Consider the following 21,729-nt stretch of genomic DNA (forward strand, 5'->3'; position numbering starts at 1 on the left):
GGCTTTTGTGTCTAAGGCAGATCTGGAGAAAAAGCCCTTCGATGTTGCGCGCATGTTTGACGCGGTGGGCAAGAAGTATGACATCACCAACACGGTGCTGTCTTTTGGCCAAGACGCGCGGTGGCGCCGCCTGACCCGCGAGAGGCTTGACCTGAAGCCGGGGGAGAAGGTCCTGGACCTTGCCGCCGGAACGGCGGTGTCTACCGTCGAACTGGCCAAGTCCGGTGCGTGGTGCGTGGCCTGTGATTTCTCTCGCGGCATGCTTGCAGCAGGTGAAGGCCGTGATGTGCCCAAGGTTGCTGGCGACGGCATGCGTCTGCCTTTTGCGGACAACACCTTTGATGCGGTGACCATCTCCTATGGCCTGCGCAATATCCACGACTTCGAGCTAGGTCTGCGTGAGATGGCACGCGTGACCAAGCCCGGTGGGCGCCTCGCCGTGGCGGAGTTTTCCAAGCCAGTCATCCCGGTATTCGGCACCGTGTACAAGGAATACTTGACTCGCCTGCTGCCGCCGATTGCACAGGTCGTCTCCTCCAACCCGGAGGCCTACATTTACCTGGCGGAGTCCATTCGTGCGTGGCCAGAGCAGCACGAGCTTGCAGCGGCGATTAATCGCAACGGCTGGACGCAGGCAGGCTGGCGCAACTTGACCTTCGGCATCGTGGCTTTGCACTCCGCCGTCAAACCTGCTTAAGCATCCCAGAGGGGAGTGTCGCGGCGCAGCGCCGACACTGCACCCCCGGCTAGGCGCCAGGCGCGGGCGACGAGGTCCCGGTCTTCGTCGGTGATGAGATTGCCCATGAGTCGTGCGGCAGCGGGCATGAGCATGCGGCCGACAGGACCGCGCATCGCTACAGGTCCGGCGAGTGGAAGGAATTGCGGGTAGGTGAGCAGGCGTGCGGCTGTGCGCGCTAAGAGGAAAGCCTCGCCGTATTCCGCACGGAGTCGATCCGGCCAGGCTAATGTGACGTCCTTCGTCCCCAGCATCTCCACGGCCATGGCGGCTGTTTCGAGCCCATAGTCAATGCCTTCACCGTTGAGTGGGTTGACGCAGGCAGCTGCATCACCGATAAGCATCCAATTGGCGCCGGCGACGCCGGACACGGCTCCTCCCATGGGCAGCATCGCGGACGTGACGTTGCTAAGCTCGCCCAACCCCCACTCGCTTCGCTGCTGCTCGGCATAGAAGTGAAGGGCCTTCTTCGTGTTGAGATGGGCGGGACGCGTGGCCGTTGACAGCGCGCCGAGACCGATATTGACGTGCTGGCCCAAGGGGAAGATCCACCCGTAGCCTGGCTGCACAACGCCGTCAGGATCCTTGAGCTCGACATGGGAATGCACCCACTCCTCGCCATCGTGTGGGGAGGCTGCATAGGCGCGGGCAGCAATGCCATACACCTCGTCGCGGTGCCACGTGCGTCCCAGCTGCTTGCCAAACGTGGAGCGCACGCCGTCGGCCACGATGACCCACTGTGCGGTGATGCGCTGCTTGTCGACGTCAAAGGAAACGAGACGGTTTCCTTCCAGTACCGGGGTTGTCGCTGTGCCTGTGAGGAGGCGTGCGCCGGCGTCCCGGGCAACGGCGACAAGCAGTGCATCAAACTCATAGCGAGGCAGCGCTGTGCCTTCCCGTGAAGGATAGGTTGCCGGCCAAGGTGCGGTTACTGTCCCGCCAAATCCGTGTAGCTTGAGCCCCCGATTGCGGTAGGTGGCGTTGACTTCAACACCCAGAAGATCCAACTGGTGCACAGCACGCGGGGTGAGGCCATCGCCGCAGGTTTTATCGCGGGGGAAGGGGGAGGAATCGATCAGCAGCGTGTCAAAACCTGCATGCGCGGCATGGATCGCGGCGGCAGCGCCAGCGGGGCCCGCGCCAACAACGGCAACGTCTACAAGGGTGGAATCGATCTGCTCCGACATGGGGACTATCATTGCACGGGATACTGGCCTTGAGTGTGTTGAGGGCCGTGCTATGGGCTACGGTAAGTAAACACTAGGATTTTTGAGTTAAAAGGAACGCGTTTAATGTCACACGGCCAAACTCACGCCAAGCACGTGGACTTGGGGGATGCGCAGCTCACCGAGCGTATCAACGCCGGGATGGCTGCTGTTGAGGATCTGCTGAGCGTAGAGCTCGATCGCGGGCAGGATTTCCTGAAGGAGAAGGTGCGTCACCTCTCCTTAGCCGGTGGTAAGCGTTTCCGCCCGATGATGGCGCTGCTGGCCTCTGAGTTTGGTGAGCGCCCGGAATCACCAGACGTGGTTAAGGCAGCCACAGCCGTGGAGATGGTTCATGTAGCCACGCTCTACCACGACGATGTCATGGATGAAGCAGACCGCCGTCGCGGTGTGGAATCTGCTAATTTTCGGTGGACCAACTCGGTGGCTATCTTGGCCGGCGATGCGCTGTTGGCGCACTCCTCGCGTCTGATGAGCCAGCTCGATACGCATACCGTTGAGCATTTTGCGGAAACCTTCGAAGAACTCGTCACCGGCCAAATGCGCGAAACCATTGGCGCTGGTGAGGCGAACGCAGTGGAACACTACACGGCGGTCATTCGGGAAAAGACCGCGGTGCTCATCGCGTCCGCCGGTTACCTGGGTGCCTACCACGCGGGTGCTGGCCCAGAGCAGTGCGAGGCGCTGCGTCAGATCGGCGCTGCCGTGGGCATGATTTTCCAGATTGTCGATGACATCATTGACATCTTCTCCGACCCCGAAGAATCCGGAAAGACCCCGGGAACCGACCTGCGTGAGGGCGTGTTCACCCTTCCGGTTCTCTATGCCTTGGAGGAAGAAGGTGACGTGGGGGACGAGCTGCGTGGCCTGCTGACAGGCCCACTGACTGAGGATGCCGCCGTTGAGCGTGCGATCGAACTTCTCTGGAAGTCGACCGGTCGGGACAAGGCCATGGCTGATGTCAACGCCTACCTGCGCGTGGTGGAGGACCAGCTGTCGCTGTTACCGGAATGCACGGCGAGTGAAGCGCTGCGTCAGCTCGCGGATTACACCGTGCAGCGCGTGGGTTAAATAGGCTTCCTGCCAGCTGATTTGCATCGAGGGCGGGGCTTCGTAGTAAAGTACATAACCGCACTCAAGAGTGCATGCCAGGTTGCCCGAGCGGCCAAAGGGAGCGGACTGTAAATCCGCCGGCATTGCCTTCAGAAGTTCGAATCTTCTACCTGGCACAGAATGAGTCCCGCAGACGTTAGAAAGCGTCTGCGGGATTTTTGCGTTGCGGACTTGGGGCGAATTCTCAGCCTCAATCTGGCCTCGACCTTGGGGAGATGGGCTTAGTGTGTGCGGGGCGGGGTCTAGTGGTCGTGATGACGCAACGCTTACAGGCTGTAAGGGCTTAAAAACATCGGGTGCGCTGGCGATTTGTGTTGTTTGAGCGTTTCGGGTTAATCTTTTCAAGGCTTCAACGAGAGCACAGCGGAGATAATCCGTGACTCAAAGAGGCTGTGCCCCCTTAGCTCAGTCGGCAGAGCGTTTCCATGGTAAGGAAAAGGTCGACAGTTCGATTCTGTCAGGGGGCTCCATTCATGTTTCCAGACATGTCTGGGAAGTGAATATGGCGGTGTAGCTCAGTGGTAGAGCAAGCGACTCATAATCGCTGTGTCGCGAGTTCAATTCTCGCCATCGCTACCGGGAAAGAAAAGCGCCCGCCCCGTGGGCGCTTTTTTACTACCGACTCCCAGCCTTACACGGCAGGTGGTTTCCATGAAGGATCACCGTTCTGGTAGGGTTGTGCGTTGTCCCAAAGGGGACACGCAAAGGGGCGTGGCGCAATTGGTAGCGCAACGGTCTCCAAAACCGTAGGTTGCAGGTTCGAGTCCTGTCGCCCCTGCCACATCATTTCCAAGGAGGTTCTCGCCGTGAGCGATGAAAAGCAGCCGAGCACCGGGTCCGCGCGCCCAACCGGCAAGCGTCAGCTCTCTGGCGCAGCAACCACCTCTACTGAGTCCTACAACGACAAGCGCGTCGTGCGTGTCGAGGATAAGAAGCAAGAATCTGCTGGCGGCTCTGTGGCGTCCTTCCCGGGCGAGGTCGCTTCTGAAATCAAGAAGGTTGTCTGGCCCACCGGTAAGGAAATGGTCCAGTACGTTCTCGTGACCTTCGCCTTCCTCATTATTCTCACCGCGTTGGTGTGGGGCGTGGACACGCTTACCGGCCTCGGAGTTGAAGCAGTCCTCGCGCCTTAGTAGAATCACCTACATACTTTCATCCCGCCGAATCCCACCTGGGGAACGGCGGGATACTTTTTGCCCTAGCCACGCCGAGTACCCTGGTGGTGACTAGACGGATTAACATGAAGATGGAGCAGACAATGAGCGACGAAACCACCGGCACTTCCCTTGAGCAGGCCATGATCGACAACGTCCAAGACCAGGCCTCCGAGGCTGTGGAAGCAGCCGAGGTTAATGCTGAGGAACCCACTGACGCTGTAGCCACCTCCGAGGCCGCTGGCGCCTCTGAGGTTACTGACGCTGCTGCTGAGGAGCCTCAGGAACAGCAGGATGAGCTGTCCCCTGAGGAGAAGGAGGCTGCCGAGAAGGAGGCTGCGACGAAGGCAGCGGAGGCCGCGTTGGGAGGCAGCGGTGAGGGCGAGGAGACGTCGGAAAGCGCATCTGCGGATACCGCCGCAGCAGATGCTGAGTACAAGACCCGCCTGCGTGCCTTTACCCGCGAGCTGAAGAAGCAGCCGGGCCAGTGGTACATCATTCAGTGCTACTCCGGCTATGAAAACAAAGTGAAGACCAACCTGGACATGCGTGCCCAGACCCTCGAGGTAGAGGACTCCATCTTCGACGTCGTCGTGCCAGTCGAGCAGGTGATTGAAAAGAAGGACGGCAAGAAGAAGGTTGTGAAGCGTAAGCTGCTGCCGGGTTACGTGCTTGTGCGCATGGAGCTTAACGACGCCGCGTGGTCCGTCGTCCGCGATACCCCGGGCGTAACCTCCTTCGTGGGCAACGAAGGCAATGCTACTCCGGTGAAGATCCGCGATGTGGCCAAGTTCCTCATGCCGAACGATGCCACCGTGGATCCCGAGAGCTCGGCTGCTGATTCCGAAGGCGAGCAGGTCGTCGCTATGCCGGAGAAGGAGGCCGCTAAGGCGTACGCCCACGACTTCGAGGTGGGCGAGGCAGTCACCATCCTGTCTGGTCCGCTGGCGTCGGTGTCCGCCACTATTTCAGAAATCGACCCGGAAACCGGCAAGATGCAGGGCTTGGTGTCCATCTTTGGCCGCGAGACCCCGGTGGAGTTGTCCCCGACGGAGATCGAGCGCATCTCCTAAAAAGCGATTTTGTGCTGGGCGCACGGTGTTCTAAACTTGAACGCCGTGCGCTTTTGTGCATGTTTAAACGTTCATCCTCCGGTGGCCCACGCTGCGTGGGCATCCGGACGGGGTGCTGTTATTCATCGTGGCGGCACCTCGGTACCACGAGGAAAGAGGTAATTCGATGGCTCCCAAGAAGAAGGTTACCGGCCTGATCAAGCTCCAGATCGAGGCAGGCGCTGCTAACCCGGCTCCGCCGGTTGGTCCGGCACTCGGTGCCCACGGCGTCAACATCATGGAGTTCTGCAAGGCCTACAACGCTGCGACCGAGTCCCAGCGCGGCAACGTCGTGCCGGTGGAAATCACCGTCTACGAGGACCGTTCCTTCGACTTCAAGCTGAAGACCCCGCCGGCAGCGAAGCTCCTGCTCAAGGCTGCGGGCATCAAGAAGGGCTCCGGCGTTCCGCACACCGACAAGGTCGGCTCCGTGACCTGGGATCAGTGCAAGGAGATTGCACAGACCAAGTTCGAGGACCTCAACGCTCGTGACATCGACAACGGCGCCCGCATCATCGCTGGTACCGCTCGCTCCATGGGCATCACCGTTGACGGCATCCCGGCTAAGTAAATATCGCTTTTAATGCGCACTACGTCCCCGTAGTGCGCGTGGTAGGGCCAGCTACGGCCCGCTTCGACCACATCAATCCAAGAAAAGGAATTGCATCATATGAGCACCAAGTCCAAGGCATACAAGGCTGCCGCTGAGCTGGTAGACCGCTCCCGCCTCTACCGCCCGATCGAGGCCGCCAAGCTGGCCAAGGAGACCGCCTCCAAGAACTTCGACGCCACCGTAGACGTTGTCTTCCGTCTCGGCGTTGACCCGCGTAAGGCTGACCAGCTGGTTCGCGGTACCGTTTCCCTGCCGAACGGCACCGGTAAGGACGTCCGCGTCGCCGTCTTCGCTGAGGGCGACAAGGCTGAGGAAGCTAAGGCTGCTGGCGCCGACATCGTTGGTACCGACGAGCTGATCACCGCCATCAACGAGGGCAACATCGATTTCGACGTTGCTATCGCTACCCCGGACCAGATGGCCAAGGTTGGCCGCGTTGCCCGCGTCTTGGGCCCGCGTGGTCTCATGCCGAACCCGAAGACCGGCACCGTCACCGCTGACGTGACCAAGGCTGTTGCTGACGTCAAGGGCGGTAAGATCTCGTTCCGCGTGGACAAGGCTTCCAACCTGCACGCCATCATCGGTAAGGCTTCCTTCGACGCTGAGAAGCTGGCTGAGAACTACGGCGCGCTGTACGACGAGATCATTCGTCTCAAGCCGGCCTCCGCCAAGGGCATCTACGCCAAGAAGATCACCATCTCCACCACTTCCGGTCCGGGCATCCCGGTCGACGCTTCCGTGGAGAAGAACTACACCGAGTAAATCGGTCTGGCGCATCGCGCTAATTGACAAAGGGCTTCGAGGTTTACCCTCGGAGCCCTTTTCCTTTGCCCAGCCAGTCCCGTGGAGATAGCGGCTGCGATCTCTAGGCGTCGATATCGTCCGGCGCCCAGCCCCGGCCGTCTGCGTCCAGGTAGACATTGCGTGCTAACGGAATCTGGTGAGAGGCAGACTCCAAAATATGCATGAAGTAACCGGCGGTGTTAGGGATAGCGAGGGTATCGCCCACCGCAATGCCCTTGGGGAAATCGAGCTCGCGGCGCAAGATGACTTCATCTTCGATGCAATAGGCCCCCACCACGAACCCGGTGCGCGGTTCCCGGCCCACCGCACCGAGGTCTCCGGCAGTGGGTACGAGGAGCGGGTCGAGCAAGATATCATCCGCCGCGGTACGGCACTGGGTGCGGTTCATGGCGGCGCCGATGAGGGGCAGGCCGTCGGAGCGCTCTTTGAGGAAGCTGACCTCAGCGAGAATGATGCCGCAGCCATCGAGCAGGCTGCGTCCCGGCTCCAAGTGAAGAGAAATTTTTCGCTCGCCCAAGGCGCGGCCGGCAGGGCCAAACCCGGCCACCTCACCAGAAAGGAGTTGGTCTAACCACTGGCCGCGGGTGGGTGTCTGCCAGAAGGGGTAGGTATTTGAGAGCGGGTCGGACTTCCAGGTGAACGGCTCACCGGTGCCGGCGCGCTGGGCTGCGATGCGCTCCTGGTAATACTCCCATTGCCCGCGGGATTCGAGGTAGCTCATGGGAACACCGCCGCCGATATCGATGAAGGAAGCAGGCTGGCCGGCCGCGCGGAGGTGCTCGATGAGGGCGATGGCCTCCGCGAGCGCGGTGCGGCGGTCCGATTCGCTATAGCCATGCAGGTGTACGTGGACGCCGTCAGCGTGGATGGTTTCGGGCCAGGCATGGCTTTGCCATGCGTGGAGGAGTTCACCGAAGCGCGTCGGCGGGAGGTTATCCGGGTTGGGAGCAAGGCGCGGTGCTACGTGTGCGGTGTGGTGGAGGGCCTTGGCAAGGGCAGCGATGCGCATAGCCTCCGCGCGCGAATCGCAGGAAATGGTGACTCCGCGGTCGATAGCTAGGCGAAGCAGCGCGTCGGTCTTAATAGCTGCGCTGAGGATAATCCGATCGGGTGCAACACCACGGTTAAGCACTTGGCGCAGCTCATTTTCACTGGCGACGTCCACGCCCAGGCCAGCCTCGCGGGCGGCGTCGACGAAGCACAAGGCTTTATTGGCTTTACGAGCGAAAAATACCTGGGTGTCCACGCCATGAGAGGCGCCGGCATCGAGGAGCTCTTGGGCGTTGCGGTGTAACGGTGCAGGGTTGAGCACATTAACGGGCGAACCATATTCGGAGGTGAGGCGGGAAACTTGCTGTGGGTCACCCACCAATTTTGACATCCATTCTTCCCACCGGGCGCGCAGCGCAACGGTGCCATGAACGGGTAGCGGGGTGGTGTAGTGGGTCATGGATTTCCTACTTTCTCTGCCCAGCGGGGGATGTCATCGTGCATGGAACGGTTCAACGAGTCATGGCCGGGAAGCTCCAGCTCATTCATGCGGCCGATTTCCACGACGCCGGGGACATCGTGGAAAGGGGAGGGGGTGGCTTGGGGAGCTACGGTGGCATCGATAAGCAGGTCAATGTCACCTTGTGTGCGCCAAAGGTCAATTTGGTCCGGGGCGGCGAGGTAGCGGGTATCTACCACGCCTGTGCGGATGAGCTCGAGCAGGCGCCGCGCGGTGACTGGGGGTGGGCCAAACGCCACGCGCTCGAGAGTGCGCGAGAGCTCACGGAAGCCGGGCATGGGGCCATGAGCCTTGTGCCAGTCCACGCATTCTTGAAAGAGCCCCCGAAACGCCGCACCCACAGCCGCCGCCGGGGTAAGGGGCCCTGTGCCCTCAGCGGCTCGGAGGGAGGCGTCCAGTTCTGCGACGGCATCACCGGAAAAATCGTGGCCGTCGAGCACTGCAGCCAGGTCCCCGGTGGAAAACTCACCCATCGATCCGGCGGCTGCCAGGAGGATGTCGCGCAATTCATCGGCATTGTGCACGCCGGCACAGGCGCGCCTTACATGGGCCGGGATCTCGGGCTGCGGCGTGCCCGGCGCGGGTTTGACCTCCATAAAACGCCCGCTGCGGCTTACTGGGAAGATGACCTCGGAGGTATCGCCGTACAGCAGGCAAACATCGATGAAGCTCAAGGCAGCACCGCGCACCCCAATCCGTCGCGGGGCACTGGGCAAATCGGCGCCGAAGTAGAGTCCGGTGACCGGAACGCGGGAAGGCTCGTGGACTAAGGCACCGGGGTGGAGGTGATCGTGGCCGGTGCAGACGAGGACTTCGTCGAAGGGCGAGCCATCGACGATGAACCCGCCGTCAGCGGCAGACACCGAACTCACACACTGGGGTAGGTGTCGAATGCGCACGTGCTGCGGGGCGCGGTGCAGGGCAGCAGCCCACGTATCGGCCAAGAATTGCCCCACCTGCGCGCGTGGCGGGAAGGCATCGGTGGTGGATTCCCCGCGGCGGGTACGCCAAGCGTTGAAGCTATCGTGTGCGGTGGTGACGATGGCGCAATTGACGTTAAGGCGCCACTGCGGCGGCTGCTGCGGGCGATACACCGCGCCGGCGCCGGCGGGGTAGGGATCAAAGACGGTGATATCCACGGGGATGCCGGCGCGCCCGATGAGCTCTTCTACGGCCCACAGCCCGCGTGGGCCGCCGCCGATGATGGCGATGCGGCGGGAAGGTTCCTGCGAGCTCACTCTGAATCCTCTTCGACGCGCGCGGCGAGCTCGGGAGGAGAGATATCGAAATGCTCGCAGACCCAGGAATCGTTGTAGATGGTATCGAGGTAAGGCTGGCCACCGTCGTGGAGTACAGCCACGACCTCCGCACCGGCCGGAAGGGTAGGCGCGAGACGCTGGAATGCTGCGATGACCGCGCCGCCGGAGGCCCCAGGCAGAAGGCCTTCGGCCTGGGCGAGGCGACGGGCTGCCACAATGGCATCCAGATCGGGCACACGCTCGACTGAGGACGGCGAGAATTTGGTGGATAGATCGGTGACAATGCCAGCGCCATAGCCCGGCAGCATGCGGGTGCCGCGCTGGCCCCCAAACAGCACGGAGCCTTCGGCATCGACACCGATGGTCTCCGTATCAGCACCAAGCTCAGTGAGCTTGCGGACGCAGCCGCCGAGAGTGCCGGTGGTGCTCATAGCGACGAGCAAGTGGGTGGGCGCCTGTCCGAGCTGGTACATGATTTCCGTCATCGTGCCTTCGGCGTGGGCGTAAAAGGCGGCCTCGTTGGAGTACTGGTTGAGATTGAAAGAATCGGGGATCTCTTCTAGAAGCTCGGCCACGCGGGTGCGGCGAGCGGTGAGCCAATCGCCGGTTTCCGGGTCCGGGTGATCCAGTAATTCTACGTGGGCGCCGTAGGCCCGCATCGTGGCCACGGTGGAGGAATTGACGCGAGGATCGACCACGCAGTGGAATTTCATACCCGCAAGTGGGGCCTGGCGGGCCAGCGCCATGCCAAGGTTGCCCGAGGAAGACTCCACCAGGGTGGATCCGGGGCCTATGTCGCCGGCGCCAAGCGCGGCTTGGATGAGTGCGCGTGCGGTGCGGTCCTTGGCGGATCCGCCCAGGTTGAATTGCTCTAGCTTGAGGTAGAGGTGCACATCGGTACGGGGATTAATGGCATCCACGCGCATCAGCGGGGTATGGCCAATAGGTGGTTGGGCTTGAGAATGAATCCGTGGGCTCATCATTAATACCATGGTAGACCTCTGCCTGCGGCTTTTGTTGCCGGCTTGTTCTTTGATCTATGCATAGGCATCGAGCGCAGCTTTGCGCGATTCCTTGAGATCCATAATTGGCGGCGCGGACAATGCGGGTACCCAGCGGCGAACATAGTCGCCGTCGGGAACAAAGCGCTTGGCCTGCGTTTCGGGGTTGAAGATGCGAAAGAAGGGCGCGGCATCATCGCCGCAGCCGGCAACTCACTGCCAATTAAAGGGGTTGGAGGCGGCATCGGCATCCACCAAGGTGTCCCAAAACCATTCCTCGCATAGGCGCCAGTGAATGCCCAGGTTCTCCGGGAGGAACGAGCCCACCACCATGCGCACGCGGTTGTGCTATCAGTGTTAACGGCGTCAAGGCCTCCGCTCGCTTGCGAGCGGGGGTCTTTCCCGTTTCTAGTGCTGGATTTGCACAGGGTAAAGGCACTTTTTTCACTAACAGGCAATTGGCAGGTTGGTGGTATGGCATTACAAGGAACGTGCCGCATAATAATCCTGTGCGTTTGAGAGAGGCGCATGAGAGATAGAGAGAACACCCTGAGTCTTGCAGGGCGGGCGGCGTGAGAAACCGCCTGATAACCAAGACCCCTTGCAACGCGGGTCCCGGTTTTCCGGGGCCCGCGTTGTGCTGTCTCAGTCTCGGCCCGGCTTAAGGGACATTTCGTGTGGATTTGCACGCGTGGGGATTGAGGGTGTGAATCCCACTGTCGTGGGTTTGATGAGGTAGTCGATGTTGCGGAAGCTTTGGCATCGGCGTGCGTTGTGCTCCGTACGTTGTTTCAAAAACGGGTTTCATCAAACGGAACAAAACCTGGGACACTTCATATCCCACCCCAGGCCTAATGACTTGGGTGCAGCGGCAACGCTCATCCGATTTAGGCAGAGTCGTTGCAGGATCCAGTGGGTCACCTGGTCCGTGGTCTTTGAATTGTCGGGCGCGCAGGCAAGGCCAGCACGGAAGATCTTCTGCAAGCAACGCTTGTTGGTGCACCGGTAGCGTGGAAGGCGCACATGAAGTTGTTGGGTGGCCGACGATGGGCAGATCGACCAGGCTGCGGATGACGTGGTCGCGGAATACTCCAGGCTGCCCGCAGGTAGGGCATTCATTGATCGGCTCGACGGGTTCGGCTTCAATAACAGTGACGTCACCGTTTTCTGTGGCACCGGTGATAGTAGTTCCTAGTTTTGCGGTGCGGCAGATGGTATCGACGATGACATTTCCGTTAGGCTGCACAGTAGGTCCTTAGTTTTGTACGGATGGATTAGATACCTTTTTCCTACAAAGCCAAGGACCCCAATATCTTGTGCCACGCCCGAACCCCCGGCGAACTAATCAATGCACTCTAAAACCGGAAGAGCCCTTTTAGTACTACTGGTGGATTTCGGTTTTGGTGGGGATTAACGCCGCCGGCTTCGGTTTTTCCGTTGAGGAGGTCGTTGACTACTTCCCGATGGTGAAATGGGTCGATGGTGAGGTAGAGAGGAACCAGTCACCTGGAAGAGATCGATCCAGTCGTTGGTGTGCAATCTGGGAGGTAGGGTCGCGGGGTCGATTCCTCGCGAGCGCAACCATGATTGTGTTTCTGAACGTGATGAAAACAACCCTGCCCTTCGGAGAATTTCCCCTATCCCGCGTCCCCGGGCAGTGAAAACGGTGTGCACCATCGCCTGAAAGGCTTTGCGCTGCTCTATCGGAATCTTCGGGTCACCCACCCGGCGGATCACTAAGATCCCCCCGTCAACGTTTGGCTGTGGCCGGAAAGCAGGCCTTGGTACCCGAGAACCCAGGTGAAATGTGAACCATGGGGACCACTGAGCCGTCATCATCGTGCTTGCGCCTACCCCGGCCCGGCGGCGAGCGACTTCCCACTGCATGAGGAGTACAGCGTCAGTCCATGCTGGCGCATGCAGCAACTTTCGAAGAATGGCAGTGGTGAGGTGAAAGGGAATGTTTCCCACAATGACGCAGGGAGTGGCGGGTAACCGGAAGTTAAGGAAATCATCATGGACCACTTCGACCGCCGCCGAGGAGGTTTCTTGTGTGATTTTGGCAGCTAGTTTTGCGTCCACTTCAACTGCCGTTATCGCCCTCCCCAAGTGGGCCATCGGGTGAGTGAGGGCACCGCTTCCTGGTCCGATCTCAATGATGGGGCCGGAGGTTTGTTTCACAAGGTCGATGATGGAGTTGATGATCTTGTGGTTGGTGAGAAAATTTTGGCCATGCTCGTGACGGCCGTGTCCGTATGCAGACATCAGGTGTGCTCCTTGGATTTGAAAGGGAGCCGGGCATGACAAATAGCCGCCCGGCTAAAGGACCGGAGCGGTTTTTAACCTACGGGGTAGGAAACCGCCTTAGCGGTTGGTGCGCAACCGCAAGAAAGCGGTACCTGAAATCAACATGGGTCTAATTATATCCATTTAAAGGGTTAAGGGTCAAAATGTGTGTCTGGCTCGGCGTGTCGCGTTAAGGGGCATTTCGTGTGGATTTAGGCGCGTCCGGCCCAGCCTTTTCTTACTCCTAAGCTGGGGTTCCATTCGTTGTCGATGCCGGTGTCGTATGTGGCGGGTCGCCCGTCTGGGTGGCCACGGCGTTTAAGTTCTTCTTTCGTCCAGGCTGCGCGCGCTGCTTTTTCTCCTTGGCGTCCGAAGTCTTGTTGCTTGGCTATTTCCAGTGGCGGCACGGGGTCTTCGGTGTGGGTGTAGAGCCACCAGTCCATGGTGATGCGCTGATGCTCATCGAACATGCCGCGATGATTGCCCGCTAAGTCTTTGAGCTGTTTGTTGATGCCGCCTTCCAGCAGGTTTGTGGTGGCTTTTAAGTCCTGGGTGAGGCCATCAGGCGGGGTCAGGAAGGCAAATAGGTGTCCGGCGTGGATGAGCTTTTCTAGCCGCTTTAGAGCCCTGCGGGCGTTGCGGTGGGTGTACCACCATTTCTGGTTGGGGCTGACCCATTTCGGTACTTGGCCTGCCGGTATAGCACTGCGGTAGGTGCGCTGTTTAAGCCAATCAGCAAAGGTGATGCGGGTGTGGTGGACTGCAGCTGTAAACCGTGCAGCATCTTCGGGATTGCGTACCTGGACGAGCATGTAGCCCAGCTTTCGGATTGCTTTATGGGCTGGGTGAATCGGGTTGCGGCTGATATCAGCAAAGGTGTTGCGCTGGACGTGAACAAGACAGCGCTGGATGGCAACGTCGGGCCATTTAATGCGCAGTGCTTTTAATGCTCCGCCTGCCCCGTCGGTGGTCACGATGAGTGGTTGAGCGATTTTGTCGAGCAGTTTTAAGTACTCGTATGAGGTTTCACGCAGGCACCAATGCCAGGCGATGACGTGTGTATCGGTGCAGGCTACCAGCAGGCATTTCTTGTGAAAGTAGGTGCCGTCGATAAAGACCTGGTCGTAGACACGATAGGGGTCAGTAGACGTGGGCACGGTGATAAACCACAAAAGCTTGAACCACCGGGTCAAAGTTCGTCTGGTCACCCCAAGCCGTTTAGCTAAATGGTCTGCGGATTCGCCGGAAAGAATCCAGTCGATAAAGATTTTGAAGTGTCGAATCTCGCTGGTGTGTACCCGGGGATTAATCGATGATGCGTTGCACTGAGGGCATAGCCAGCGTTGGGTTCCTGCCGCGGTTTTGCCGTTCTTAACCAGTAAGTGGCCGCACATGTCACACGACGGCCGATTCCTATTAGCCATAGGAATTGGCCTTACCTCACCAGCAGCAGCCCTCCTACCACAGACCTAGGACTATCCGGTGTTGATTTCACCGATCGGGCTGTTGGAACCGATTACAAAGCAAGATCGCCGCATTATCCCAGGCTGTTTCAGGAATCCGTATCGATTTATCCACACGAAATGTCCCTTAAGCCCTCGGCCCTGGGTGGGGCTGAAGCCTGAACTGAGCCAAGTTCGTTGGACCGGATGGTGGGGCAGCGGTGCTGAGGGGGTAAGGATAGCGGGGTAGCGGTTCTGGGGACAGAACCGTGGTGCACGATGGTTCTAGCTAAAAGGTTTTAGTCAGATGGTTTTCTTGGGGGCAAACAAACCATCTGGAGTAGCGATGACGGTTCGTTTGGGGTCAGGTGAGCCTTTCGAATGAAACCTTCTGATGGGAACCATCTGGAAACGCATTGTGCTGCTTTTAGTCCACTGCCAATTAGTGCACGCGGTCTTTTGTTCTGCGGTGGACTCGGCCCTCATGCCGTCTCAGCCCTCATGCAGGCTCGGCATACGGATATGTGGCGGGCTGGAGGAGGGCCGTCCTCGTGTTATGGCGCGTGCAGAGGGGGTTAAGGCCGCGGCTTTCCTTGAATCCAGTAGACGGACCAGATGACGTCTTCGCGCGGAACGCCCCAGTAGTGCACGGCTAGTGAGCGCACAGCTTTGGCGAGATCCCCTTCACCGGACACCCATACCGAATCCGGTGCAGTATCCGCGGTGAAGCGGGAGCCGAGAAGTTGTCTGGCGCGTGTGCAGTGTTCGCCGTGTGGAGCCAGGACCATGGTGAGCGAGCGAACTTTGTCGCGCCACGCTTCTTCAAAGCCGTCTTCAACTTCGGCATCGTCGGCGATCATGGCAACGACGTCGACGCTGTCCAAGGTTTCCGGTGAACAGGCTTCGTAGTGCTCCAAGATATGCCGCAGGGCCGGTAGGGCGGAGGCGTCCGCAAGCAACAGCTGTGACTTCTTAGGCGCCTGCCATCGTGCTTGCCCGGTATATATTCCAGCGCTATCCCCGGGTTGGGCGTTGAGGATCCAGCGTGAGCCCGGGCCATTATCGCCGTGAGTCACCACGTCGACATCGATGGTGCACGCTTTCTGGTTGAGCTTGCGAATTGTGTACCAGCGCAATGCTGGGCGAATGTCGTCGGGCAATCGGGTGACGGCGGCGCGAACATTGGCATCGTCGACCGGGAAGGGTGAAAATTCCTGCTTGTCTTGGGGCATGAGGAGCCCAAAATACTCGTCAGGCCCGGCTAAGAGGTAGTCACCAAAAGCCGGCGAGTGAAAAGTTAAACGGTGCAGCCGCGGCTTGAGGCGGGTGTTCCCGGTGAGGGTGACGGGCAATAGGCGGTGATGCGTCAAGGGAAGCGTTCCTAGGTGGGAGGGAAATTTGTCACCATTATAGAGAAGAAGTTAGGCTAGCCTCAAATAAGTTAGGAGCCCGTTAATGTGCGTGCTCCTTCCCTGTGAAGGAAAGGTTTAATCCATGGTTGCTATCAACCGGCGCGCGAAAACCGTGCTCGCTATTGTCTCAGCGGCAGCGATTGCTTTAGCGGGGTGCTCGCGCGGAAGTGGCGAGGACAGCGCGGGTGCGGACAGTGCCGAGGAGGTGCGCGTTGCCAGCCTGGGGCTCGGTGATGCCGATACCGTGCTGGCACTCGGAATCACTCCGATTGCCGTGGCGCCGTGGGGTTCGCAAGGCGACGGTGATGGCTCCGGCGTTGGCCCCTGGGCGAAGGAACTTTTGGGTGATGCCCAGCCCGAGGTGATTTATAACACCGCTTCCGGTTTCACGGCAGAGGTTCTTGAACAGGTCACGGCCTCGGATCCCACACAGATCATCGCCGTGAACCAAGCTGTGGATCAGGAGGCGAAGAAATCCCTCGAGGATATCGCCCCGCTGACCGTGAAGCCCGAAGGTTTCGAAGACTGGCAGATTCCCTGGGAGGAGCAAGTTAAGACCATCGCCTCCGCCGTGGACAAGGAAGAGGAGGGGGAGAAGCTCATTGACCAAGCGGAGGACGCCTTAGAGCAGTTCAAGAACTCTCACCCGGAGCTGCAGGGCAAACGAGCAGCCATCGTCATGCCCTATGAAGGGAAGCTGGGCCTCTACACAGCAGAGGACGGCCGCGGCCAGTTCATCGAATCTCTCGGCTTTGACATTCCGCAGGAACTGCAGGGTGATGGCTCCAGCTTTTTCGTGGACTATGCCCCAGAAAACTACTCCCAGCTCAACAACGTGGACTACCTGTTCGTCTTGGATTACAACGGCGCGGCCGATGAACTCAAGAAGGACTCCACGTTCCAGGGCCTCGACGTGGTCAAGGATGGCCGTGTTCGCTACCTGGACACGGACACCGGCAATGCGATGAGCATGCCAAATCCGCTGACGATCCCGTGGGCCGTCAACAAGTTCGAAGAGAAGCTCTAAGTGCTCGCACTACCGAGGAAGGCTGACGCTATCCACGGTGCTGCGGGCACACACCACGGCGACAAGGCAGCCACACTGGACTCGCGGGGGAGGAGCCGCGCGCGGCTGACCACGGCACTCGTTATTGCGACCCTTCTCCTTTTCCTGTGCTCGCTAGTAGTGGGGTCCAGGACTATCCCGTTGCCTGATCTGTTCTCTGTACTTCTTCACGGGGGCGAAGCAGACATCGAGAATATCGTGTGGGATTTGCGTATCCCCCGCACGTTCGTGGCCTACTTTGCGGGTGCTGCCATCGCAGTATCGGGTGTAATCGCCCAGTCCTGGACTAGAAATCCCCTGGCTGATCCGGGCTTCATCGGTATCACTGCGGGAGCCTCGTTCCTTGTAGCTCTCGGGACAACACTAGGAATCGCGACCTCAACCGGGATGCGGACAGCGCTCGCCCTCCTCGGCGCTGGCTTGGCCACGGCATTAGTGCTGGGTGTGTCCCGCAGGTTTCAGGATCCTTTGACGCTGGTCTTAGTCGGCGCAGGTGTTGCTGCTGCCTTGAGCTCTGGCGCCATGCTGATCGGCCTATATTCCACGGATGTTCTCGACAGCATGCGTCGGTGGACCATCGGCTCCACGTTTGGGCGCGGCCCAGAAGATGTCGCCATCGCAGGTGCCGGACTGCTTGTCGGTTTTATCATCGCCGCACGTGTGGCGCGCCCGCTCGATCTCTTGGCAATGGGGAAGGAATCCTCGGTTGCTCTAGGTGGTTCTCCCACATTGGCGCGACGCGGCGCTGCCTTGAGCATCGTTGTCTTAGCGGGATGTGCTACTGCGGCGACGGGGCCCATTGCCTTCGTCGGGTTTGCCATTCCGCATCTGCTGCGCCGGTTCACGGGACCAGAAGTTACCGCTATGATTGCTCCGGCCGCATTACTCGGTGGTTGCTTCGTACTTGCTGCGGATATCCTCGGCCGGCTGATCGCGGGTCCATCAGAGTTAGAGATGTCCATTGTCTTGGCCTTTGTGGGTGCACCATTTCTCATCTGGGCCGTACACCGTGGGGAGCACACGCTATGAGTGGGCGGGTGAAGGGGGACGTCGTCAAGCACTTGCGTTCTCAAGAACGACAGCGCCGGACAGGGATATGGATGGCCACCTGCTTCTTTATTCTGGTCGCAGCAAGCTCCTATGTTCTCCTGCTGGGCCAAGGCCCCATGGACTTGAGCCCGGGGCGGGTTTTGGAGATTCTCAACGGCGGGGGAAGCCGAAGTGAAATTCGCGTTGTTTGGGACCTGCGTATGCCGGTAGCGCTAGCGACCCTCATCGTGGGCGCCGCGCTCGGGCTGGCGGGCTCGTGGACGCAGTCTATGTCTCGCAATCCGCTGGCCTCGCCCGATATCCTTGGCGTGACTGGTGGCGCGTCGGTCATGGTGATCATCGGAACGGTACTCTCCCGGCCTCTCCTCGCTGAGGGGCTCTCCATGTTCTGGTGGCGGGCGGCACTCGCGCTGCTGGGCGCGGTGCTAGCAGCCATCCTGCTCGTGGCACTTGGGGGAATCGGTACGAGCAACCGCATCGTCATCGTCGGAATCGCGCTGTCACTTCTGTTCCAAGCCCTCGTGGCATATCTGTTGCGCGCTGCCCAGCTCCTCCGTGCGGCGCAGTCCCAGCTCTGGTTGGCGGGAACCACAGGGTTTGTACGGATGGATGTCATCATTCCTCTGCTCGTGGGGTTGGCACCATTCGTAGTTCTCGGCGTGTGGTGTGCTCGGGAGCTGCCGCTCCTTGCACACGATGATCTCTCGGCCCTTTCCCTTGGGGTCAACATCACGCGAACACGCACGCTCCTGCTGGTGGCAGCTACGGGCATCTGCGCGGTGACCGTATCCGTGGCCGGTCCCATTGGTTTCATCGCGCTTCTGGCCCCGCACGTGGGGCGCATTGTTGCCCGAACACCCACGCCGGTGCCCCTGGTCTCCTGCGCTGCCGGCGCCGCCTTGTTGAGTGTATGCGCTGTCATTGCTGGATTGCTGCCGATGGACGCTCCCGTAGGCGCTGTCTCCTCCATCATCGGAGGGGGCGCCCTGGTCATCTTGGTGTGGAACGCCGCACGGCGGAGAGGATAAAAAGCTTGTGAAAGACAGAGAAATTACAGCTACCGGTATTCATGCCGGCTATAAGGACGGGGAAGACATCCTGTCCGGCGTTGACCTAGTGGCCCGCCCGGGTGAAATCACCACGCTCATTGGCCCCAATGGCTGCGGCAAGTCCACGCTGCTGAAGACCTTGTCTAAGATTCTTCGCCCGCGGCAGGGGCGCGTGCGCATCGGCGAGCTAGACGTGCACGCCATGAGCCCGAAAGAAGCAGCTGCCCACGTGGCGCTTCTTCCGCAGCAGCCGACGGCACCGGACGGGCTGCGGGTGGGCGAGCTCGTCGCGCGCGGCCGCTACCCGCACCTGGGCCGCGGGCGGGGACTGTCCGCGAAAGACCGCGACATCATCGCGCAGGCTTGCGTGGAGACGGGTATTATGGACTTCATCGACCGTGACATCGCGGCACTGTCGGGCGGCCAACGCCAGCGCGTGTGGCTAGCGCTTGCTTTGGCGCAGGACACGCCAGTGCTGCTTCTTGACGAACCCACCACCTTCCTCGACCCAGCCCACGCCATTAGCGTTTTAGAGCTTGTGCGCAAACAAGCCAATGCAGGGAAAACGGTCGTCGTCGTGTTGCACGATCTTATGTTGGCCGGTCAGTACTCTGACACCATGGTGGTCATGAACAACGGTGAGGTCATCGCGCAGGGAACTCCCCGCCAGGCGTTGACGAAAGAAGTGCTGGCGGCCGCGTATGGCATCGGCGTTGAAATCTGGGATGACCCGCGAAGCGACGCCCCCGTCATCGTTCCGCGTGGAGTGCTCGGCACGCCAACAACCCCATAAAGAAACCCGAGTACAAAGCCCTCAGGGGAGCGATTTGGAGTTTGCCCAGCTCGGGTTGTAAAGTACCTAGCGAAGTTTGAACGGCCCACGGAGGTCGAGTCAAAGTTCACCGAAGACCGTCGGTCATCCGGATTTACGGATCGAAGGTTCCTCATCCACGAGGGCGGCCCACGCAGGAGACACTTTGCGAATTACCGCGGATTTCCGCGCGCGCCCTGTGCTCTTGCACGGGGCTTTTGTTGTTTCGGTCGCCATCTCCGGCGGCTGGGGCAGGAAGAGTCCCGGCGGAAAACACAATAAATGTTTCGAAAGGAGGCGAAGTAGAAAATGGCAAACCCGAAGAACACTGCAGACCTGGCAAAGCTAAAGGAGAAGCTCGATGGTGCTCACTCCATCGTGCTCACTGAGTACCGCGGCCTGACCGTGGGTCAGCTCCAGGAGCTGCGTAACAACCTCGGCTTTGACGTTGAGTACTCCGTCGCCAAGAACACCCTTTTCAAGATCGCTGCCAACGAAGCTGGCATCGAGGGTCTTGACGAGCACCTGACTGGCCCAACCGCTATTGCGTTCATCAAGGGCGAGGCAGTGGATGCTGCGAAGGTCATCACCAAGTTCGCTGATGACAACAAGGCACTCGTTATCAAGGGTGGCTACATGGACGGCAACGCACTGTCTGCCGACCAGGTTGAGGCCATCTCCAAGCTGGACAACCGCGAGACCACTCTCGCCAAGCTGGCTGGCGCCATGAAGGGTTCTATGGCAAAGGCTGCCGCCGTATTCAACGCTCCTGCAACCAAGATGGTCCGCACCGCTGCGGCCCTGCAGGACAAGAAGGCTGCGGAAGCTTAAGACGCCGATTAACGGCGCACAATTACACACACACAAATTCATCTGGCTGCCTAGGGCGGCCAGGAACACTGAGAAAGGATGCCAATCATGGCTAAGCTCACCAAGGACGAGCTCATTGAAGCTTTCAAGGAAATGACCCTCATCGAGCTCTCCGAGTTCGTTAAGGAATTCGAGGAGGTCTTCGACGTTGAGGCTGCTGCTCCGGTTGCTGCCGTTGCTGCTGGTGCCCCGGCTGCCGGCGGTGCTGCTGAGGAAGAGAAGACCGAGTTCGACGTCGTTCTGACCGACGCTGGCGCTAAGAAGATCGGCGTTATTAAGGCTGTCCGCGAGATCGTGTCCGGCCTGGGCCTGAAGGAAGCCAAGGAAATGGTTGAGGGTGCTCCGAAGGCTATCCTCGAGGGCGCTTCCAAGGACGACGCTGAGGCTGCTAAGGCTAAGCTCGAAGAGGCTGGCGCTTCCGTCGAGCTCAAGTAATTCACCTGAATTACTTCAGCTTTTCCGCGCGGCACACGTGCTGCGTACCCACAACCCCGTTCCGCACTGCGCGGAGCGGGGTTGTTCCCGTTTTGGTGGAAACCCCGGTTTTATGCCTCTAGTGTCATCTATTGACACTAGTATCAATAGATGACACTATGGGGATGTGCAATTTCGTCGGCGAAGTCTCGAGCGATTTCATCAGGATGGCGTTCCGCCGCGATATATCCCATCGGAGTTACGCTCAGTAGTACGACGCAAGTTGCTCATGATCGGGCGATCCGTAAGCGTCACGGACCTTCGGATACCTCCGGCAAATCGGTTGGAGAAGCTAAAAGGTGACCTAGAGGGCTACTACTCAATTCGCGTCAATTCGCAGTGGCGCATCATATTCAAATGGACGCACGAAGGAGCTGTTGACGTTGACTTTATCGACTACCACTGAAGCGCATACTCATATTGATGTGGTTCCCGTTCCGCATCCTGGGGAAATCCTTCTCCTAGAATTCCTCAAACCCTGTGGTATCACCCAGTATCGTCTGGCCAGTGACATTGGCACTACCCGTTCCCAAGTCTCCAAAATTACCCGCGGCGCGCTCGGTATCAGTGCCGATATGGCGTTGCGTTTGTCGGCCTACTTTGGGAACTCCGCGGAGTTCTGGCTCGGACTTCAAGAGGAATACGATCTCTGGAAAGCTCGCCAGACCACGGATATCAGCGCCATCGTCCCGTGGGATCACAAAGAAGAAGACGACTCTCACTCATAGAAACAGTTGACTT

General features: G+C 59.6%; 22 protein-coding genes, 4 tRNA genes and 2 pseudogenes. 18 read left to right on the forward strand and 10 right to left on the reverse strand.

The window, feature by feature from the left end:
* Window positions 1-7 precede the first annotated feature (7 nt).
* Entirely contained in the window at window positions 8-697 is a 690-nt protein-coding gene (locus M5J09_RS02355) for a demethylmenaquinone methyltransferase (RefSeq protein ID WP_042533029.1), read from the forward strand.
* On the opposite strand, the gene M5J09_RS02360 is transcribed toward M5J09_RS02355, so the two are convergent.
* Window positions 694-1,935: a geranylgeranyl reductase family protein gene (locus tag M5J09_RS02360; protein ID WP_306557998.1), complete on the reverse strand. Its 1,242-nt coding sequence runs from the start codon at window positions 1,933-1,935 to the stop codon at window positions 694-696. The genes M5J09_RS02355 and M5J09_RS02360 overlap by 4 nt on opposite strands.
* A 93-nt stretch (window positions 1,936-2,028) precedes the next feature.
* On the opposite strand from M5J09_RS02360, the gene M5J09_RS02365 reads away from it, so the two are divergent.
* From M5J09_RS02365 to rplA, 9 genes are all read left to right on the forward strand, one after another.
* Entirely contained in the window at window positions 2,029-3,033 is a 1,005-nt protein-coding gene (locus M5J09_RS02365; protein WP_042529217.1) for a polyprenyl synthetase family protein, read from the forward strand.
* Between the two features lie 76 nt (window positions 3,034-3,109).
* Window positions 3,110-3,191, forward strand: a tRNA-Tyr gene (locus M5J09_RS02370).
* Between the two features lie 278 nt (window positions 3,192-3,469).
* Window positions 3,470-3,545: transfer RNA gene (locus M5J09_RS02375), tRNA-Thr, on the forward strand.
* Between the two features lie 34 nt (window positions 3,546-3,579).
* Window positions 3,580-3,651: transfer RNA gene (locus M5J09_RS02380), tRNA-Met, on the forward strand.
* A 129-nt stretch (window positions 3,652-3,780) separates the two neighbouring features.
* Window positions 3,781-3,856 (forward strand) — tRNA-Trp (locus M5J09_RS02385).
* Between the two features lie 25 nt (window positions 3,857-3,881).
* Window positions 3,882-4,208, forward strand: coding sequence for a preprotein translocase subunit SecE (gene secE / locus M5J09_RS02390; protein ID WP_257156841.1), 327 nt, complete (start codon window positions 3,882-3,884; stop codon window positions 4,206-4,208).
* Window positions 4,209-4,333: 125 nt separating this feature from the next.
* Window positions 4,334-5,302 carry a transcription termination/antitermination protein NusG gene (gene nusG / locus M5J09_RS02395; RefSeq protein WP_257156948.1) on the forward strand — a complete coding sequence of 323 codons (969 nt, stop codon included), beginning with the start codon at window positions 4,334-4,336 and terminating at the stop codon, window positions 5,300-5,302.
* 166 nt (window positions 5,303-5,468) lie between these two features.
* Window positions 5,469-5,912, forward strand: coding sequence for a 50S ribosomal protein L11 (rplK, locus tag M5J09_RS02400; RefSeq protein ID WP_042529226.1), 444 nt, complete (start codon window positions 5,469-5,471; stop codon window positions 5,910-5,912).
* Between the two features lie 99 nt (window positions 5,913-6,011).
* Window positions 6,012-6,716, forward strand: coding sequence for a 50S ribosomal protein L1 (gene rplA, locus M5J09_RS02405; RefSeq protein WP_239180451.1), 705 nt, complete (start codon window positions 6,012-6,014; stop codon window positions 6,714-6,716).
* A gap of 103 nt (window positions 6,717-6,819) precedes the next feature.
* On the opposite strand, the gene M5J09_RS02410 is transcribed toward rplA, so the two are convergent.
* The 9 genes and pseudogenes from M5J09_RS02410 to M5J09_RS02445 form a co-directional block, all read right to left on the reverse strand.
* Window positions 6,820-8,208, reverse strand: coding sequence for a Y4yA family PLP-dependent enzyme (locus M5J09_RS02410; RefSeq protein ID WP_257156842.1), 1,389 nt, complete (start codon window positions 8,206-8,208; stop codon window positions 6,820-6,822).
* A complete protein-coding gene (locus M5J09_RS02415) occupies window positions 8,205-9,506 on the reverse strand; it encodes an FAD/NAD(P)-binding domain-containing protein (protein ID WP_257156843.1) in 1,302 nt (433 codons plus the stop codon). Before M5J09_RS02415 ends, M5J09_RS02410 begins: the two co-directional genes overlap by 4 nt.
* Window positions 9,503-10,510 (reverse strand): pyridoxal-phosphate dependent enzyme, encoded by a 1,008-nt coding sequence (locus tag M5J09_RS02420; RefSeq protein ID WP_371440968.1) that lies wholly within the window; start codon window positions 10,508-10,510, stop codon window positions 9,503-9,505. Before M5J09_RS02420 ends, M5J09_RS02415 begins: the two co-directional genes overlap by 4 nt.
* Window positions 10,511-10,564: 54 nt before the next feature.
* A pseudogene (locus tag M5J09_RS02425) lies at window positions 10,565-10,876 on the reverse strand (FAD-binding domain-containing protein); the annotation flags it as partial.
* 480 nt (window positions 10,877-11,356) lie between these two features.
* Window positions 11,357-11,774: pseudogene (locus tag M5J09_RS02430) on the reverse strand (transposase family protein); the annotation flags it as partial.
* 164 nt (window positions 11,775-11,938) lie between these two features.
* On the reverse strand, window positions 11,939-12,793 hold the full coding sequence (gene erm / locus M5J09_RS02435; RefSeq protein WP_016459102.1) for a 23S ribosomal RNA methyltransferase Erm: 855 nt from the start codon (window positions 12,791-12,793) through the stop codon (window positions 11,939-11,941).
* 99 nt (window positions 12,794-12,892) lie between these two features.
* Window positions 12,893-12,958: an erythromycin resistance leader peptide gene (locus M5J09_RS13290; protein ID WP_071569110.1), complete on the reverse strand. Its 66-nt coding sequence runs from the start codon at window positions 12,956-12,958 to the stop codon at window positions 12,893-12,895.
* 68 nt (window positions 12,959-13,026) lie between these two features.
* A complete protein-coding gene (locus M5J09_RS02440) occupies window positions 13,027-14,238 on the reverse strand; it encodes an IS1249 family transposase (RefSeq protein ID WP_257156844.1) in 1,212 nt (403 codons plus the stop codon).
* Window positions 14,239-14,831: 593 nt separating this feature from the next.
* Window positions 14,832-15,626, reverse strand: coding sequence for a siderophore-interacting protein (locus M5J09_RS02445; RefSeq protein ID WP_070537483.1), 795 nt, complete (start codon window positions 15,624-15,626; stop codon window positions 14,832-14,834).
* A 124-nt stretch (window positions 15,627-15,750) separates the two neighbouring features.
* Between M5J09_RS02445 and M5J09_RS02450 the strand changes: the two genes are divergently transcribed.
* The 8 genes from M5J09_RS02450 to M5J09_RS02485 all read left to right on the forward strand — a co-directional run bounded on the left by M5J09_RS02450 (window position 15,751) and on the right by M5J09_RS02485 (window position 21,716).
* Entirely contained in the window at window positions 15,751-16,695 is a 945-nt protein-coding gene (locus M5J09_RS02450) for an ABC transporter substrate-binding protein (RefSeq protein ID WP_257156845.1), read from the forward strand.
* Complete coding sequence (locus M5J09_RS02455; RefSeq protein ID WP_257156846.1) at window positions 16,696-17,763, forward strand: iron ABC transporter permease; 1,068 nt, start codon at window positions 16,696-16,698, stop codon at window positions 17,761-17,763.
* Window positions 17,760-18,812: an iron chelate uptake ABC transporter family permease subunit gene (locus M5J09_RS02460; RefSeq protein WP_257156847.1), complete on the forward strand. Its 1,053-nt coding sequence runs from the start codon at window positions 17,760-17,762 to the stop codon at window positions 18,810-18,812. The genes M5J09_RS02455 and M5J09_RS02460 overlap by 4 nt, the downstream gene beginning before the upstream one ends.
* A 7-nt stretch (window positions 18,813-18,819) precedes the next feature.
* A complete protein-coding gene (locus M5J09_RS02465) occupies window positions 18,820-19,626 on the forward strand; it encodes an ABC transporter ATP-binding protein (RefSeq protein ID WP_257156848.1) in 807 nt (268 codons plus the stop codon).
* Window positions 19,627-19,953: 327 nt separating this feature from the next.
* Window positions 19,954-20,475: a 50S ribosomal protein L10 gene (gene rplJ / locus M5J09_RS02470; protein WP_042529246.1), complete on the forward strand. Its 522-nt coding sequence runs from the start codon at window positions 19,954-19,956 to the stop codon at window positions 20,473-20,475.
* An 87-nt stretch (window positions 20,476-20,562) separates the two neighbouring features.
* Entirely contained in the window at window positions 20,563-20,949 is a 387-nt protein-coding gene (gene rplL / locus M5J09_RS02475) for a 50S ribosomal protein L7/L12 (RefSeq protein ID WP_039673587.1), read from the forward strand.
* A 166-nt stretch (window positions 20,950-21,115) separates the two neighbouring features.
* A complete protein-coding gene (locus M5J09_RS02480; protein ID WP_042529249.1) occupies window positions 21,116-21,394 on the forward strand; it encodes a type II toxin-antitoxin system RelE/ParE family toxin in 279 nt (92 codons plus the stop codon).
* Window positions 21,372-21,716, forward strand: coding sequence for a HigA family addiction module antitoxin (locus M5J09_RS02485; protein WP_306557999.1), 345 nt, complete (start codon window positions 21,372-21,374; stop codon window positions 21,714-21,716). The genes M5J09_RS02480 and M5J09_RS02485 overlap by 23 nt, the downstream gene beginning before the upstream one ends.
* Window positions 21,717-21,729: the final 13 nt, after the last annotated feature.

It is taken from the genome of Corynebacterium sp. BF-R-2 (assembly GCF_024586525.1).
In the GTDB taxonomy this organism is placed as follows: domain Bacteria; phylum Actinomycetota; class Actinomycetes; order Mycobacteriales; family Mycobacteriaceae; genus Corynebacterium; species Corynebacterium singulare.